The sequence below is a fragment of the Mesorhizobium sp. M4B.F.Ca.ET.203.01.1.1 genome, from assembly GCF_004791025.1.
Lineage (GTDB): Bacteria > Pseudomonadota > Alphaproteobacteria > Rhizobiales > Rhizobiaceae > Mesorhizobium > Mesorhizobium abyssinicae.
In genome coordinates this window covers 260136-275726 of sequence record NZ_SRUO01000003.1, presented here as the reverse complement: position 1 = coordinate 275726, position 15591 = coordinate 260136, and the positions used below count along the sequence as shown (strand labels likewise).

General features: G+C 65.4%; 12 protein-coding genes and 1 tRNA gene. 3 read left to right on the top strand and 10 right to left on the bottom strand.

Annotated features, from left to right (window positions below):
* Window positions 1–143: 143 nt before the first annotated feature.
* From EN846_RS08095 to EN846_RS08055, 9 genes are all read right to left on the bottom strand, one after another.
* Window positions 144–2126, bottom strand: a complete 1983-nt coding sequence (locus EN846_RS08095; RefSeq protein ID WP_135913827.1) for a bifunctional metallophosphatase/5'-nucleotidase — start codon at window positions 2124–2126, stop codon at window positions 144–146.
* A gap of 189 nt (window positions 2127–2315) precedes the next feature.
* Window positions 2316–2690, bottom strand: coding sequence for a hypothetical protein (locus tag EN846_RS08090; protein ID WP_127284911.1), 375 nt, complete (start codon window positions 2688–2690; stop codon window positions 2316–2318).
* 171 nt (window positions 2691–2861) lie between these two features.
* Window positions 2862–4307, bottom strand: coding sequence for a homospermidine synthase (locus tag EN846_RS08085; RefSeq protein ID WP_127392804.1), 1446 nt, complete (start codon window positions 4305–4307; stop codon window positions 2862–2864).
* A 132-nt stretch (window positions 4308–4439) separates the two neighbouring features.
* The gene (locus tag EN846_RS08080; RefSeq protein WP_128347013.1) at window positions 4440–5366 is read right to left on the bottom strand and encodes a DUF3445 domain-containing protein; all 927 of its coding nucleotides are present in this window, start codon (window positions 5364–5366) and stop codon (window positions 4440–4442) included.
* A complete protein-coding gene (locus tag EN846_RS08075) occupies window positions 5363–5650 on the bottom strand; it encodes a YciI family protein (protein WP_127394285.1) in 288 nt (95 codons plus the stop codon). Before EN846_RS08075 ends, EN846_RS08080 begins: the two co-directional genes overlap by 4 nt.
* Window positions 5651–5669: 19 nt before the next feature.
* Window positions 5670–6332, bottom strand: a complete 663-nt coding sequence (locus EN846_RS08070; RefSeq protein ID WP_127394286.1) for an aminotransferase class IV family protein — start codon at window positions 6330–6332, stop codon at window positions 5670–5672.
* Window positions 6281–7426, bottom strand: a complete 1146-nt coding sequence (locus EN846_RS08065) for an aminodeoxychorismate synthase component I (protein ID WP_128346138.1) — start codon at window positions 7424–7426, stop codon at window positions 6281–6283. The genes EN846_RS08070 and EN846_RS08065 overlap by 52 nt, the downstream gene beginning before the upstream one ends.
* 163 nt (window positions 7427–7589) lie before the next feature.
* Window positions 7590–8378 (bottom strand): proton-conducting membrane transporter, encoded by a 789-nt coding sequence (locus EN846_RS08060; RefSeq protein WP_128274616.1) that lies wholly within the window; start codon window positions 8376–8378, stop codon window positions 7590–7592.
* A 355-nt stretch (window positions 8379–8733) separates the two neighbouring features.
* The gene (locus tag EN846_RS08055) at window positions 8734–10572 is read right to left on the bottom strand and encodes a M3 family oligoendopeptidase (RefSeq protein ID WP_187331325.1); all 1839 of its coding nucleotides are present in this window, start codon (window positions 10570–10572) and stop codon (window positions 8734–8736) included.
* A 141-nt stretch (window positions 10573–10713) separates the two neighbouring features.
* Here EN846_RS08055 and EN846_RS08050 point away from each other — a divergent pair, with 141 nt between their 5' ends.
* From EN846_RS08050 to EN846_RS08040, 3 genes are all read left to right on the top strand, one after another.
* Window positions 10714–12240 carry a sigma-54 dependent transcriptional regulator gene (locus tag EN846_RS08050; protein WP_127286201.1) on the top strand — a complete coding sequence of 509 codons (1527 nt, stop codon included), beginning with the start codon at window positions 10714–10716 and terminating at the stop codon, window positions 12238–12240.
* Between the two features lie 391 nt (window positions 12241–12631).
* The gene (locus EN846_RS08045; RefSeq protein WP_127286202.1) at window positions 12632–14491 is read left to right on the top strand and encodes a DUF882 domain-containing protein; all 1860 of its coding nucleotides are present in this window, start codon (window positions 12632–12634) and stop codon (window positions 14489–14491) included.
* A 136-nt stretch (window positions 14492–14627) separates the two neighbouring features.
* A tRNA-Gln gene (locus EN846_RS08040) sits at window positions 14628–14701 on the top strand.
* A gap of 109 nt (window positions 14702–14810) precedes the next feature.
* Here EN846_RS08040 and EN846_RS08035 read toward each other — a convergent pair.
* Window positions 14811–15449 (bottom strand): 2-dehydro-3-deoxy-phosphogluconate aldolase, encoded by a 639-nt coding sequence (locus EN846_RS08035; protein ID WP_127286203.1) that lies wholly within the window; start codon window positions 15447–15449, stop codon window positions 14811–14813.
* Window positions 15450–15591 lie beyond the last annotated feature (142 nt).

Here is a 15591-nt window from a genome sequence, read left to right as displayed (position 1 = left end):
CGCGAAACCAGCGATGGCGGGGCCAAATTAGCGATACGCCGTCGGTTTTCAATGCCGCGTCTGGCCGCACCTTAATACGCATGCCGGAAAGCAGAAACCCGCCCGGTTGCCCGGACGGGTTCGTCGATTTGCTGCGGCAGGAGTTATTTGGCGGCGGGCGGGATGGCCAGCGTCCCGCCGATCGGCAGCCGGTGCGCCTCGAAACCCTTGTTGGCGCCGGAGATCAGCTTCCACTTGGTGCCATCGTTATAGGCCTTCTTGGCCAGATCCCAGAAGGTGTCGCCGGCGACGATGACGTGGCTGGCCTCGGCTGGCGCTGCCTCGGCCGGCTTTGCCGGTTCCGCTGCCGGTGCCGGTGCAGCTTCGGCGGGCTTGGCCGGTTCGGCCGCGGGAGCAGGGGCCGGCGCCGCCGCAGGTGCCGCCTCAGCCGGCTTGGCCGGTTCTGCTGGAGCTGGCGTTGCCGGTGCAGCCTCGGCCGGCTTCGCCGGTTCGGCGGCGGGCGCCGCCGCGACGGTCGCCGCGATCTCGGTAATGCGGCCGTCGAGCTTGGGTGTATACGGCCGGTGCGCGCCGAGATAGTCGGCGACCACCTGCTCCAGGCCCGGGCCGTAGTCATAGGCGTTCTTGGCCTTCTCGGCGAAGACCTTGTAGCCGTCGCCGCCTTGGCGGACATAGTTGTTGGTGGCGACCATATAGTCCTTGTCGGGATTGATCGGCGCCCAGGCGCCGCCTTCCATCACCTCGACCGACTTGACGCGTCCGGCATTGGGCGCGACCGATTTGTCGAAGGAATATTTCAGACCGGCGACCTGCGGGAAGCGCCCGGCGCCGTCCTCGATCTGGCTGAGGCCGCTTTCCAGCCCGGCGACGAGGTCCTTGCCCGAGATCTGGAAGGTCGCCAGCGTGTTCTGGAAGGGCAGCACGGTCAACACCTCGCCCATGGTGACGGTGCCCTGGTCGATCGAGGCGCGCAGGCCGCCGCCATTCGAGATCACGATCTCGACGCCCTGGCCCTTGACGCGGTCGAGAATGGCGTCGGAGACGAGGTTGCCCATCTCGCATTCGCGGGCGCGGCAGTTGTCGCGGCTGCCGTCGATCGGCTTGGTGGTCTCGGCCACTTCCTTGTTCTTCAATTCCTCGATCGGCGCGCCGAGCTCCTTGATGCGGGTGAGCACGGCCGGATCGGGCGTGATCGACTTGTCGAGAAAGATCGGGTCGCCGCTCGCTTCCTTGACGACGCCGTTGTCGTCGAACACGACCTTGAACTCGCCGAGATATTTCGAATAGGAGGCCGCCTGCACCACCGGCACCTTGGAGCCGTCGGGGTTGTCGACCATCGTCGGGTAGGGGCCGGCCGCCTTCGGATCGGTGTTGGACAGAAGCGTGTGGCTGTGGCCGCCGACCACGACATCGATGCCCGGGATCTTGGCGATGACATCGCGCTCGCGGTTGTAGCCGATATGGGTAACGGCGATGATCTTGTTGACGCCTTGCGCCTTCAGTTTCTCGACCTCGGCCGTGATCGACTTGACGTCGTCCTCGATGGCGATGTTCGGGCCGGGCGAAGCGAGTTCCGGCGTGTCGTTGGTCACCGCGCCGACAATGCCGATCTTCTGGCCGCCGACCTCAAGCACGATCGATGGCTTGATCTTGCCGGCGGCGCCGGACTTGTCGTTGGCCACCACATTGGCGCTGACGACCGGGAACTTCGCCTTGTCGAGATAGGGCACAAGTGCTGTCTCGCCGTCGTCGAATTCATGGTTGCCGAGCGTCACCGCGTCCGGCTTGATCTGGTTGAGGAATTCCTCCTCCGCGGCACCCTTGTAGGTGATGTAGAACAGCGAGCCCTGGAAGCTGTCGCCCGCATTGAGCAGCAGCACGTTCTGACCCTCGAGCTTCTTGCGCTCCTGGGCGATCGCGGTGACCAGCCGGCCGGCGCCACCGACGCATTCGCCCTTTGTCTCCTCCTCGGCGGAGCACGTCGACTCGTATTTGTTGTTGCCTTCGATGCGGCTGTGCCAATCGTTGAAATGCAGGATGTTCAATGTGTAGTCGGCAAAAGATGCTCCGGCCGACAGGCCAAGCGCTGACGCGGACAGGGCTGCAAGAGCGGCAAATTTCTTCATCTTCCTCTCCCGGATGAACCTCATCAGAGGTGTCTAGCGCCATCGCTTGACTGCAGCACGACAGCCAGCTTCGAGGCATGTTCACATCGCGTTTCGGTCGATGCAAGGGGAAATCAGGACGAGGTTGCCGGCACAAAAAAGACGGCGGCTCGCGCCGCCGTCCGCTATCAGGATAGATGTCTTACCGGCTCAGACGCGACGCGTCAGCACGAAGTTCTGCCCGCTGGCGCTGGTGCAGTTGAGCTGGCTGGTGGAGATCATCAGGCAGTTGAAGCTGACCGGCGTCTGGCGGATCAGCGAGGTGCCGTGGATCTCGACCGAGGTCGCGCCCGTCATGGTGTAGCTGCCTTCGGCGAGCTTCTGGCCGGTATCGGTGGCGACGGTGGTGAAGGCGCCGGCGGTGAAGCTCGACAGACCGGTGCCCTTGGCGTCGATCCAGGAGCCTTCGACGCCTTTCGGTCCGGCCGACATCGGCGGCTCGGAAGGGCCGACGGTGGAGCAGGCGGAAGCGGCCAGCAGGCTTGCCGCCGCGCCCGCCGAAAGCAATTTGCGTGCAATGGTCATGATCAAAATCCTCTCCTCTCGCGTCGGCCCGAAGTCGGTTCGAAGCACGGCGCGGACATTCATAGTGCTAGAGCGTACTCTCCAAACGGACGCACGTCGCTCCAGGCCGCGCCCCTTCAATCGCCCGATTTCCGGGCGATTGCAAGGCAGTCGGATAGGCTGACGGCGCTGCTATCGCACCAGGATGTTGCGGAATTGCCACGGGTCGTTCTTGTCGAGATCCTCGGGGAAAAGACCCGGACGGTGATCGAGCGGCGTCCAGTCGGTGTAATAGCCCTTGACCGGTCCGAGATAGGGCGATTGCACTTCAAGACAGCGCCTGTAATCCATCTCGTCCGCCTCGACGATGCCGGCTTCGGGATTTTCCAGCGCCCAGACCATGCCGGCCAGCACCGCCGAGGTGACCTGCAGGCCGGTGGCGTTCTGGTAGGGGGCGAGCTTGCGGGCCTCGGCGAGCGACAGCTGCGAGCCATACCAATAGGCGTTCCTGTCATGGCCGTAGAGCAGCACGCCGAGCTCGTCGATGCCGTCGACCAGCTCGTTCTCGTCAAGCACGTGATGGACAGGCTGCGCCTTGCCGGCAGCGCCGAACATCTCATGCAGCGACAGCACCGCGTCGTTGCAAGGGTGATAGGCATAGTGACAGGTCGGGCGGTAGTGGACCTTGCCCTTCTTGCCGCGCAAGGTGAAGAAGTCGGAGATCGAGATTGCCTCGTTGTGCGTCACCAGGAAGCCATATTGCGCGCCGGGTGTCGGGCACCACGAGCGCACGCGGGTGTTGGCGCCGGGCTGCTCCAGATAGATCGCCGCCTGCGAGCCGTGCTTGTGCTTTTTGGCGTTCTTCGGCATCCAGGTCTCATGCGTGCCCCAGCCGAGCTCGGCCGGTTGCAGACCCTCCGAGACGAAGCCTTCGACCGACCAGGTGTTCCAGAACACGTCCATCGGCTTCGGCTTCTTGGTGCGCTGGGTGTCGCGCTCGGCGATGTGGATGCCCTTGACGCCGGCCTTCTTCATCAGCTTGGCCCAGCCTTCGCGATCATTCTGCGCCGACTCGGCGAACTCCAGGCCGAGATCGGTGGCGAGGTTGACCAGCGCCTGCTTGACGAACCACGAGACCATGCCCGGATTGGCGCCGCAGCAGGAGATCGCCGTGGTGCCGCCGGGGTTGCTGGCGATTTCCTCGCGCACGCTCTCGCGCAGCGCGTAGTTGGTACGCGCGGCATTGTCGGCCTTGTCGTCGAAATAGAAGCCGAGCCAGGGCTCGACCACCGTGTCGACATAGAGCACGCCGAGCTTGCGGCAGAGCTTCATCAGTTCGAGCGAGGAGGTGTCGACCGACAGGTTGACGCAGAAACCCTGGCCGCCGCCATTGGTCAGAAGCGGCGTCAGCAGCTTCTTGTAGTTCTTCTTGGTCACCGCATCCTGCACGAAGGTGATGCCGCGCTCGTCGAGGAGCTTGCGGTCGGTGTCGCGCGGGTCGATGACCGTCATGCGCGACTTGTCGAACTTGAAATGACGTTCGATCAGCGGCAGCGTTCCCCGTCCGATCGAGCCGAAGCCGATCATCACGACGGGACCGGTGATTTCACCGTAAACGGGCCAGTTTTCATTCGCCATTTTTTCAGACACTCCTTCAAACATAGGGAAAAGCAGGGCAATTGCGCCGGACGGTCAAGCGCTACACCACAGATCATTGTCACAAACCAGCGAAAAGCGCCAACCACCGGCCAGGCCAGCCCGGCGGCGTGGTTAAGCCGCCCTGGCCATATCGGCGAGGAAGGCGACCAGGCGGTTGCGGTCGGATGTCAGGCCCTTGTAGTCGAGCTGTGCCTGGTCGAGCGCCTCAAGCTGCGCGGCGAAGGATGCCGCGAGCGTTGCCCTGTCGGGATGGCGGGCCAGCACCTTGAGCGGGTCGAGATGGATGCGGATGGTGAACAGGATGTCGCGCGAGACCGGCAGCTTACGCGACGTCTGGCGCTCGACGCGGATGAAGGCGTGGGCGTCGACGTCGCCATCATGGAAGCGCGAGGGCCGATTGGTGGCGCGGTCGATGCGCTGCAGGTTGGAAAGCGGATGATAGAGCGCGTCGCCGGCCTGGATCGACCAGTTGTAGCGCTCGACCGCCTGGCCCTGGAGACCGTCGAACATGCGGTTGATCAAGTCGGCCGGACGCGTGCCTGGTCCGAAGCCGGGCACCGGCGCATGGATCCGCTGTAGCGGCTTGCCGAATTTTTCGGTGAGCGACCAGGATGAGGGAAAGCAGAGCGAGCCGGCGGCCAGCCGCCAGCCGCTTTCGTCCCGGCGCATCAGGATCAGATCCTCCTGGACGAGCAGGGATGCCCTGACGAGCGGCGCCTCGCGCAAGGCCGCGGTCGGACCGCCGCCGCTCTCGGCGCCGATGACCTCGACGCCGGCGCTGATGCCGCGGTGGGTACCGGGGTGCTTCGCCGCGAGATAGGCGACGACGAGGTCGAGCACCTCTTGCTGCGCCTCGCGCGTGCCGTCTTCCTCGACAAAGACCTTCTCGGGGATTTCCGCGTAGAGCCGGCGCTTCTCGGCGAGGTGGGCAGGCAAGTTCTCGTCGACATCGAGCCATTGGTCGAGGCCGAGCGGTTTCAGCCCGATGGTGAAGGGCTTTGACGAGCCGTCATAGGGCGTATGGGCGGGCCTGCTCATAATTCCTTGAACGCGTCCAGCTGGGCAACGGTCATTTTCGCCGTGAATTCGGTGACATCGTAATCGGCAGCGCCTGCCCTGGCGAAAGGATCGTCCGCCAGCCTGGCATCGAGCACGTCACGCGGACCACGCGCGATGATGATGCCGCCGGTCCTTGGCCGCTTCGGCCCGGAGGCGACGAAGATGCCTTCGGCGTAGCAGGCTTTCAGCCATTCGACATGCGCGGGCCCCAGCCGGTCAATCTCGGTCAGCGGCACCTTGTAGTTCAGCGAAACGACGAACATCGCATTCTCCCAGCCTGCGTCAGGACAGTTTTGCGGGGATCAGGCCGCGCAGCGAATTGCCGACGTAGACCGCACGGGCGGCCTTCAGATCGTCAAGGGTGTAGATCGCTTCGGCGGCGCGGCCTTCATCCAGAAGCTCGCCGCGCAATACGCCAGGCAAGAGGCCGCAGTCGAGCCGGGGCGTTGCCAGCACGCCGTCGCCGAAATCGGCGAAGAGATTGGTGATCGTGCCCTCGCAGAGCTCGCCGCGCTCGTTGGCGAGCAGCACCTCGTCGGCGCGGCTGGCGAGATATTCGGCGCGCGCGTGCTGGTAGGCATCGCGGCGGCTGGTCTTATGGCGAAGCAGCGTATCGCCGGAATCGAGGCGGACGCGCGCCAATTGCAGCCGCCAGACCTTGTCGGCGGCGAGCGGCTCATAGGGCTGCGCGGCGGCCGTCACCTCGCCGTTGCGCGCAAGGACGAGGCGGGTGCGCAAGGGGACGGTTTGCCGGCCAACCGTGTCCATCAGCACTTCGCCGACCTGTTGCGGATCGCAGGCGAAGCCGAGTTCCGCCGCAGATGCGTAGAGCCGCGCGAGGTGACGCTCGAAGCGCAGGAAGCCGGAGCCCGGCTCCCAGCGCATGGTCTCGATCAGCTCGAAATCGGCACGGTTCCCGTCGCGAAGCGCGCTTTCAAGAGACACTCCAGGTACTCCTCCTCGGCGGTGGAATCGAAGACGACGCCGCCGCCGACATTGTAGACGGCCTCGCCGCTGGAAAAGAGCGAGATGGTGCGGATCGCCACGGAAAAACGCATCGTGCCGCCGGGCGCGATCCAGCCGATGGCGCCGCAATAGACGTCGCGCGGCACGGCTTCGAGATCGTGCAGGATCTCCATGGCGCGGATCTTCGGCGCGCCGGTGATCGAGCCGCAGGGAAACAGCGCCGCAAGAACCTGGCGGATGCCGACATCGGGCAGCAGTCTCGCCCGCACGCGGCTGACCATCTGGTGCACGGTCGGATAGGTCTCGATGCGGAACAGTTCCGGCACCTCGAGCGTGCCGACCTCGCTGATCAGCGAGATGTCGTTGCGCAAGAGGTCGACGATCATGCGGTTCTCGGCCTGGTTCTTCTCGTCCTTGCGCAGGAACGATTTCAGGCGCGCGTCCTCGGCCCTGGTCGCGCCGCGCGGCGCCGTGCCCTTCATCGGATGCGTCTCGATCATGCCTTCGGCGTCGATCTCGAAGAACAGCTCCGGCGAGCGTGACAGCACGATCGGATCGCCGAGCGCAATCAGCGCGCCGTATTTCACCGGCTGGCGCTCGGTCAGCGCGTCGAAGGCGGCGAGCGGGTCGCCGGACCATTGCGCCCGCACCGGAAAGGTCAGATTGCCCTGGTAGCAGTCGCCCTTGCGGATGTGGTCGTGCAGCCGCGCGAAGCGCTTCGCATAGTCTTGCGCCGACCAGGCGGCGCGGGCGTCGAAGATCGGGCCGTTGGTCGCGGGACCGGGACGGCGCGGCACCGCCTGTTCGGCAGGAGCGTCGAAGATGCCGAGGCAGACCAGCGGCGCGCGCCGGCCCTCGGGAAGCAATGGCACCAGCTTCGGCTCGAGCAGATATCCCGCTTCATACGAGAAGTAGCCGGCCAGCCATTTGCCCGCATCGGAGGCCGCCTGCGCGGCTTCAAGCGCCGCGGGGAAATCGTCCGCGTCGTGCGCGACGATGATCTCGGCCGGCCGGTCGAAGACCAGCTGGCGGCCGCTCTCGTCGTTGCGGAAAATGGCGGACGGCAGGGACATGGCTCGAGTGTTCGGTCGGTGGTGCAGCGATCGCTCTATATGGGGGTGCGCCGGCGCGCAATCGAGGGAGCGGCGTCGAGGGCCGCAAAGGCGGCTGGACCAAAGGAAAGCGGCGGTGTCCATGCGCACCGCCGCTTTGTCATGCGCCGGAAGCGCAAGCCGATCAGGTGTTGCTGGCGGTTCCCGCGGTCGGGAAGCGGCGGGCGAATTCCGTTTCGTCGCCGGCGGCGAGCAGCTTCGCCTGCTCGATCCATTGCTCGCGCGCGATGCGTCCGTCGAAATTCAGCACCTCCTCGATGCGCTTGACGTCGTCGGCCGTCCAGGCGGCGATCTGGGCGTAACTTGTAACCCCAAGGCCTTTGAGCAGCTTTTCGTTGACCGGGCCGATACCGATCAGCCGGCGCAAATTGTCGGCCGTCCCTGTCGCCGGCTTGTCTGCTGCCGGCGCTGACTGGGCCGGTGCAGGCGCGGCTGTCTTTGCCACCGCGTTGGGGGCCGCGGCCTTGGGCGCGGCGGCCGTCCTTGATGCCGCAGGCTTTGCGGCGGCAGGTTTGGTTGCCGCCGGCTTTGCAGCGGCAGATTTGGCAGCGGCCGGCTTGGCGGCTGCGGGCTTGGCCGAAGCCGGTTTGGCCGGAGCAGGCTTGGCGGCAGCAGGCTTGGCCGCTGCTGGCGTCGAGATCAGCGCCGCGGGCGCTGGAGCGGAGGCCTTCGCCGCGCCGGATCCAGCCGGCGCTTCGCGCAGCCGGCGCTCGAGATCGGCGCGGGCACGACCGCAAGCATCGAGCTCACCGGTCAGCCGGTCGGCATCGGCACGCACCTTGTCGCGCTCGCTGCGCGTGCGCTCGAGATCTCCGCGCAGGCCGTCGAGCTCGCCGCCCAGGCGACCCCAGATGAACCAGCCGGCCACCACACCCACGATGAACGCCAGGAGCATGTAGAAAAAAGTGCTCATTCTCTCTCTCCAGTCCGATCCGTCTGCCGTGGCCTGGAGTGACGACCTTGGCGCAAGACCGTTCGATGGTTCCGCTAGGCGGAACAGCCGGCTTCAATCGAGCTGTCGGCGATCGGCTCTTCGCCATGGCCAACGGCCGCATCGCATTCGCCGAAGGTCGCCACCGGCCGAGATTGTCCCTTGCCTGAGCTCCGGCTGAGCTTGAGGCCGGACGCTATCATACGGCTTGTGGAAAGCTAACGGAAAAAATTCCCGGAGAGTCATTGAAGAACAAATATTTATGCCAAGAATAGGCCACTCCCAACACGCGTTCCGTCTAAACTATTCTGGCGACGCTCAGGGGCAGGGCCACCCTTCACTTGTCCAGCGCTTCCAGCTCGTCGATCAGGCCGCCGATCACACCGAGCCCGATCTGCCAGAAGGCGGGGTTGGTGGCGTCGAGACCGAAGGGCGCCAGCAGCTCGGAATGATGCTTGGTGCCGCCGGCGCGCAGCATCTCGAAATACTTCTCCTGAAAGCCGCGCTCGGCATTCTGGTAGACCGCGTAGAGCGAGTTCACCAGGCAATCGCCGAAGGCATAGGCGTAGACATAGAAGGGTGAATGGATGAAGTGCGGGATATAGGTCCAGAACACTTCGTAGCCGTCGCGCAGCTTGATCGCCGGGCCGAGGCTCTCGGCCTGCACCTCCAGCCAGAACTGGCCGAGCCGGTCGGAGGTCAGCTCGCCGTTCTTGCGCTCGGCATGCACCTTGCGCTCGAATTCGTAGAAAGCGATCTGGCGCACCACGGTGTTGATCATGTCCTCGACCTTCTGGGCGAGCATGGCCTTGCGCTCGCGCCGGTCGGTGGTCTGGTCGAGCAGCGAGCGGAAGGTCAGCATCTCGCCGAAGACGGAGGCCGTTTCGGCCAGCGTCAGCGGCGTCGAGGCCATCAGCGCGCCCTGGCCGCCCGCCAGCACCTGATGCACGCCATGGCCGAGCTCATGCGCGAGCGTCATCACGTCGCGCGGCTTGCCCATGTAGTTGAGCAGCACATAGGGATGCGCCGACGGCACGGTCGGATGGGCGAAGGCGCCGGGCGACTTGCCGGGCCGCACCGGCGCGTCGATCCAGTTGCGGTCGAAGAAGGTGCGGGCGATTTCGGCCATGTCGGGCGAGAAGCGCTGATAGGCCGACAGCACCGTGTCCCGGGCATCGTCCCAGCGGATGACAGCCTGCGGGGTCTCGGGCAAGGGCGCGTTGCGATCCCAGTGGTTCATCACTTGCATGCCGAGCCAGCGCGCCTTCATCGCATAGTAGCGATGCGACAGGCGCGGATAGGCCTCGCGCACGGCGGCTGCCAGGGCGTCGACCACGCTGCGCTCGACGCGATTGGCGAGGTGGCGTGAATCGGCGATGTCCTCGAAGCCGCGCCAGCGGTCGGAAATCTCCTTGTCCTTGGCCAGCGTGTTGGTGATCAGCGTGAAGGTGCGCAGATTCTTGCGGAAGGTCGCGGCCAGCGCCTCTGACGCCTGGCGGCGGACTTCGCCGTCGGCGTCCTGCAAGCGGTTCAGCGCCGGTTCCAGCGCCAGCTCCTCGCCGCCGACGTCGAAGCGCAGATCGGTCATCGTCTCGTCGAACAGCCGGTTCCAGGCGCCGCGTCCGGTGATCGACTTTTCATGGAAAAGCTGCTCGACCCGATCCTCGAGCTGGTAGGGCTTGTCCTTCCTGAGGTCGAGCACCCAAGGCCGATAGTGGGCAAAGCCCGCGTCGGCGGCGAGCGCGCCCTCGATCACCGCGTCGTCGATCAGATTGAGTTCGAGTGCAAAAAACAGAAGATGCGCGCTGGCGTCGGTCATCTTCTCCTGGATATCGCCATAGAGCTTGGCGCGCTGCGGGTCGGCGGTGTTGCCGGCATAGACCAGCCCGGCATAGGAGACGATGCGGCCGATCAGTTCCTCCAGCGACTCATAGGCGCGCAACGCTTCGCCCAGGCGGCCGGCGGCGCCGCGCTCGGCCTCGGCGGCAAGCGTGCCTTTCCAGCGCGTCTCGAAGCTGATCGCATCCTGCGCCGCCTTGGCGATGTCGCGCTTCAGCTCGGCCGCTTGCATGCCGGAATAGAGGTCGGCGAGGTTCCATTCCGGCAGGTCGCCGAGCTCCGCCGCGCCGTGACCGGACGCTACCGCCGCGAGCTGCCCATCAGAAACCATGCGCATCAAATACCTTCCAGAAGCTGGGGAAAGAGAGAAGCCGGTCAAATCCTAAGGAATTCGTTCACCGGGTTTTTTGAAACCTTATTTAGAACCCTGTGCCAAGATGATCCATGGGGATTTCTCGGGCCAGGCATCAACACAGTCATGACAGGTTCCATACTCATAGTCGATGACGATCCCGTGCAGCGCAGGCTGCTCGAGGCGGCAGTGACGAAATTCGGCCACGGCGCGATCGTCACCGACGGCGGCGAGGCCGGCCTCGGGGCTCTCGACGGACCCGGCGCGCGCGATGTGTCGGTGGTCATTCTCGACCTCGTCATGCCCGGCCTCGACGGCATCGGCGTCCTGAAGGCGATGCGCGAGCGCGGCATCCACGTTCCGGTCATCGTGCAGACCGCGCAGGGCGGCATCGAGACCGTCGTATCGGCGATGCGCCACGGCGCCTTCGATTTCGTCGTCAAGCCGGCCTCCCCCGACAGGCTGCAGACGGCGATCTCCAACGCGCTGAAGGTCGAGGCGGTCGAAGACGAGATGAAGCGCACGTCCAGGCGGCGCGGCGGCCACCTGACCTTCAAGGACCTGATCACGCACAGCCCGGCGATGGACCGGGTGATCCGGCTCGGCCAGAAGGCGGCGGCGTCCAACATCCCGATCCTGATCGAGGGCGAATCGGGCGTCGGCAAGGAGCTGGTGGCGCGCGCCATCCAGGGCAGCGGCGACCGCCGCTCGAAACCGTTCGTCACCGTCAATTGCGGCGCCATCCCCGACAACCTCGTCGAATCGATCCTGTTCGGCCACGAAAAGGGCTCGTTCACCGGCGCCACCGACAAGCACACCGGCAAATTCGTCGAGGCGCATTCGGGCACGCTGTTCCTCGACGAGATCGGCGACCTGCCGCTCGACGTCCAGGTCAAGCTGTTGCGCGCGGTGCAAGAGGGCGAGGTCGATCCGGTCGGCGGTCGTTCGACGGTCAAGGTCGACATCAGGCTGATCTCGGCGACGCACCGCAATCTCCTGCAGCAGGTCAAGGACGGCCGTTTCCGCGAGGATCTGTTCTACCGGCTCAACGTCTATCCGATCTTCGTGCCGCCGCTGCGCGACCGCCGCGACGACATTCCCTATCTGGTCAGGCATTTCATGGAGAAGGTGGCGCCTGCCGATCCGCGTCACCGTCCGCAAGGCATCTCGGCCAGGGCGCTCGCCATGCTGCAGGCCTATGACTGGCCGGGCAACATCAGGCAGCTGGAGAACGCCGTCTTCAGGGCCTCCGTGCTGGCCGAAAGCGAGCTGCTGACGGAAGAGGAGTTTCCGCAGATCCGCGCGCAACTGGAAGGCACGGTCAAGCTCGATGTCGAATTTGCCGCGCCAGCGCCTGAGCTGAACGGTGACGACGACGTGGCCGGCGAGCCGGGGGTGGTCGTGGCCGAGCCCGATCCGCCGGCAAGGCTGCAGCCGCGCTTCGGGACGCTGCGGGCACTGGACGAGCGCGGCAATGTACGCGCTCTGGCCGAAGTCGAACTGGAAATGATCAAGCTCGCCATCGACCATTACAATGGCCAGATGAGCGAGGTCGCGCGCCGTCTCGGCATCGGCCGTTCGACCCTCTACAGGAAGCTCAAGGAATACGGCATCGACCCGGAAAGCGGCCGCATCGAGCGCCTTGCATCCTGACCCGCCGAGCCCTGTTCGCAAGCTCCGGACCAGTTCCGTCCCCTGGTGCGGGCCCGCTCGGCATTGATCGCGGCGCCGGCGGCGCCGCAGCGACTCGATTATGGCTGCGATCACGCAATTGAGGCCCGCGGTAACAGATTGTGTTTCGGCCAAAGGCGGAAAAATGATCTAAACCAGCAATTTACCAAGAAACGCAGTGCAACATTTTTGACGGGATATCGCCACGGTGTTACCGCATTTCGGCTTCAATAAGCGATGATTAACCATTAGGATCGATATTCGGATGTGAGAACAACACATCCGTTTGGGCAAATCCGGGGACAAACGGCAGCCTGCAAGGCCATTTGATTTGAACCAAGTCGAACGACACACAGACGGGCGGCATTATCACATGAGCGTCTGGCCGAGATGGCTGGCTGCTGTGATTGTTGCGCTTGGTTTCCTCGCCGCGGCCGTGACCGGCGCCAGCGCCGAAGTTCGTTCGCTGAAGCTCTATCACCTGCACACGCACGAAAAGGCCGAGATCGTCTACAAGCGCAATGGGCGCTACGATCCCGAGGGCCTGCGCAAGATCAACATCATCCTGCGTGACTGGCGCCGCAACGAACCGACCAAGATGGATCCGCGGCTGCTCGACCTGGTCTGGGAAGCCTATCGGCAGAGCGGCGCCACCGACTACATCCAGGTCGTCTGCGGCTATCGCTCGCCGGCGACGAACTCGATGCTGCGCAGCCGCAGCCGGGGTGTCGCCGAGAAGAGCCAGCACATGCTCGGCAAGGCGATGGATTTCTATATCCCCGGCGTGCCGCTGAAGAAGCTGCGCAACATCGGTCTCAAGATGCAGGGCGGCGGCGTCGGCTACTATCCGTCGTCGGGCTCTCCGTTCGTGCATATGGATGTCGGCAATGTGCGCCACTGGCCGGGCATCAGCCGCCAGGAACTGGTCGGGGTCTTCCCGAACGGCAAGACGCTGCACGTGCCGAGCGACGGCAGGCCGCTGCCGGGCTACGAACAGGCTTTGGCCGCCTACAAAGCCCGTAAGGGCGCCGGCACCCCCAACATCGAACTGGCCAGCGCCGGCGGTTCGACCAAGCGGTCCGGCGGGCTGCTTGCTGCCTGGTTTGGCGGCGGCGATGACGAAGCGGACGACAGCGCCGATGTCGCGACTGCCGCGCCTGCGCCCAAGCCGAAGAGCGCGAAGCCGGCCGCGGTCGCCAAAAGCAGCAACCTGCCTGGCATCGCGATCGTGTCACCCAAGGACGCGCAGCGCGCCAACATTCCACAGATCGCCGACGACAATTCGGCCGATTCGGAACCTGAGCAGGACACGCCGGAGACGATCATCGCGGCGCTGCCGCCAAAGGAGGTCCCGCTGCCGGACTTCGCGCCGCGTCCGAAGACCGATGTCGGCCAGCAGGCGCCTGAGAACGTGCCGTTCGGCGTGGCCGACGCCTCGACGACGACCGAGCAGGGGGTGGCGACTGCGCATGCGCCGGTCAGCGTGCCTTTCGGCATGACCAATCCGACTGCTGCGGATGCCGCGACTGCTGCCGCAGATCCAGCGCAGGTCGCGGTCAACAACATCCCGCTACCGACATGGCGTCCTGACCGTTCGTTGCCGGCCGATCTCGCAGCGCAGGACAAGAGCGTGCTGCTGGCGCTGGCCGACACCGCCCAGCACAACAAGACCGCGACCGATGCGTTCTCGGTCCTGCCCAGCGCGCGTCCGGATGAGGCCAAGGCGGACGAGGTCAAGCCGGATGAAGTCAAGGCCGTTCTAGACGAGGCCAACGCCACGAGCGAGGCCAGTGTCGCGAGTGGCGACTATCAGGTCGCCTCGCTCGAGCCGCGCTCGGCATTCAACGATCCGTCCGGCGTCGATGCGGCCTCGCCGCGCGACGCCATCGCCAGCCGCCCGGCCGGTTCCGATCCGGCGCTGGCAATCGGTGCCGGCGTGAAGACGACGCGCAAGGAAGCCAGGGCCAGCGCCCGCGACCTGAAGCCTGGGCCGAAGGCAATGGTGGTTGCCGCCGCGCCGCAGGCCGCGCGCTGGGCACTGAACAGCGGCGAATACGTCGCCACGGTCTCCGGCGCCACGACGGCGCCGCGCTATGCCTACAACATCGTGCATACGCCGCCGAGCGAGGTCTATACGGCGGGCTTCCAGGCCGACAACCAGATGGCGGATGCCAACCGGTTCACCGGCAATGCCGTGAAGTTCCTCTCGGTCGCCCGTTTCCAGACCAAGTAGGCGACAGGCCAGACAATCGCAAAGCCGCGCCGGGCGACCCGCGCGGCTTTTGCTTTTGAGGCAGGCAATCCGCGGCGCCGTTCGGGTCGGCGCTGGCTTCGGCGGGGCCGGGATGCTAACGACGTGACGCCTGCTTTCCCGCTTCGTCTAACGGTAGGACAGCGCCCTTTGAAGGCGTGAATCGTGGTTCGAATCCATGAGCGGGAACCAGCGGCTGCCGACCCGTCAGCAACCGGCTCGGGCCTGCGCATCGCGCGCTGATTGCATTCCAGGCAACTGGCCCGGTCGGTAGCCGGCCGGGTCTTTCGTGTCCCGGACGCTACTTCTTGAGCTGGCTCGCCGCGCGGGCCAGGGCCTCGATCTCGTCCCACTTGCCGGCCTTGACCATGTCGTCCGGCGCTACCCAGGATCCGCCGACGCAGACGACGTTGGGCAGGGCGAGATAGTCGGCGGCGTTCTTGGCGCTGATGCCGCCGGTCGGGCAGAACTTCACGTCGGCGAGCGGCGAGGCGAAGGCCTTCAGCGAGGCAATGCCCCCAGATTGCTCGGCCGGGAAGAATTTCAGGAAGCGCAAGCCGGCCTCGCGGGCAGCCATGATCTCGCCGGGCGTGATGGCGCCCGGCAAAAGCGGCACCTCGCTGTCCTTCGCCGCCGCCAGGAGCTGGCTGGTGATGCCGGGGCTGACGATGAATTTCGAGCCGGCGCGTGCTGCCTGGTCGAACTGCCCGGCGTCGAGAATGGTGCCGGCGCCGACGATGGCGTCCTCGACCTCGCCGGCGACGCGCCGGATCGCTTCCAGCGCATCGGAGGTGCGCAGCGTGATCTCGATCGCCGGCAGGCCGCCACGGGCGAGCGCGCGGGCTAGCGGCACCGCATCGGCGACATTGGCGATCTTGAGCACCGGTATGACCGGCTGGCCATTGAGGAGCGACAGGAGCTTCTCGGTCTTGCTGGGCATTCGCTTGGTCTCTCCGGTATCGATCGATTTCAACCGATTAGCAGAAGGGGTATCCCGAGTCCACGAAACGAGGCGTGTCGCGATGTCACGTACCGGCGGCGCCGCTTCCCCGGATGGCGGCTGGCCGGCTCCGCCTTGAATC

What these genes read in the sequence shown, in the direction of transcription:
- EN846_RS08095 (WP_135913827.1), bottom strand. Translation starts at nt 2,126, where the DNA reads ATGAAGAAATTTGCCGCTCTTGCAGCCCTGTCCGCGTCAGCGCTTGGC.
- EN846_RS08090 (WP_127284911.1), bottom strand. Translation starts at nt 2,690, where the DNA reads ATGACCATTGCACGCAAATTGCTTTCGGCGGGCGCGGCGGCAAGCCTG.
- EN846_RS08085 (WP_127392804.1), bottom strand. Translation starts at nt 4,307, where the DNA reads ATGGCGAATGAAAACTGGCCCGTTTACGGTGAAATCACCGGTCCCGTC.
- EN846_RS08080 (WP_128347013.1), bottom strand. Translation starts at nt 5,366, where the DNA reads ATGAGCAGGCCCGCCCATACGCCCTATGACGGCTCGTCAAAGCCCTTC.
- EN846_RS08075 (WP_127394285.1), bottom strand. Translation starts at nt 5,650, where the DNA reads ATGTTCGTCGTTTCGCTGAACTACAAGGTGCCGCTGACCGAGATTGAC.
- EN846_RS08065 (WP_128346138.1), bottom strand. Translation starts at nt 7,426, where the DNA reads ATGTCCCTGCCGTCCGCCATTTTCCGCAACGACGAGAGCGGCCGCCAG.
- EN846_RS08060 (WP_128274616.1), bottom strand. Translation starts at nt 8,378, where the DNA reads ATGAGCACTTTTTTCTACATGCTCCTGGCGTTCATCGTGGGTGTGGTG.
- EN846_RS08055 (WP_187331325.1), bottom strand. Translation starts at nt 10,572, where the DNA reads ATGCGCATGGTTTCTGATGGGCAGCTCGCGGCGGTAGCGTCCGGTCAC.
- EN846_RS08050 (WP_127286201.1), top strand. Translation starts at nt 10,714, where the DNA reads ATGACAGGTTCCATACTCATAGTCGATGACGATCCCGTGCAGCGCAGG.
- EN846_RS08045 (WP_127286202.1), top strand. Translation starts at nt 12,632, where the DNA reads ATGAGCGTCTGGCCGAGATGGCTGGCTGCTGTGATTGTTGCGCTTGGT.
- EN846_RS08035 (WP_127286203.1), bottom strand. Translation starts at nt 15,449, where the DNA reads ATGCCCAGCAAGACCGAGAAGCTCCTGTCGCTCCTCAATGGCCAGCCG.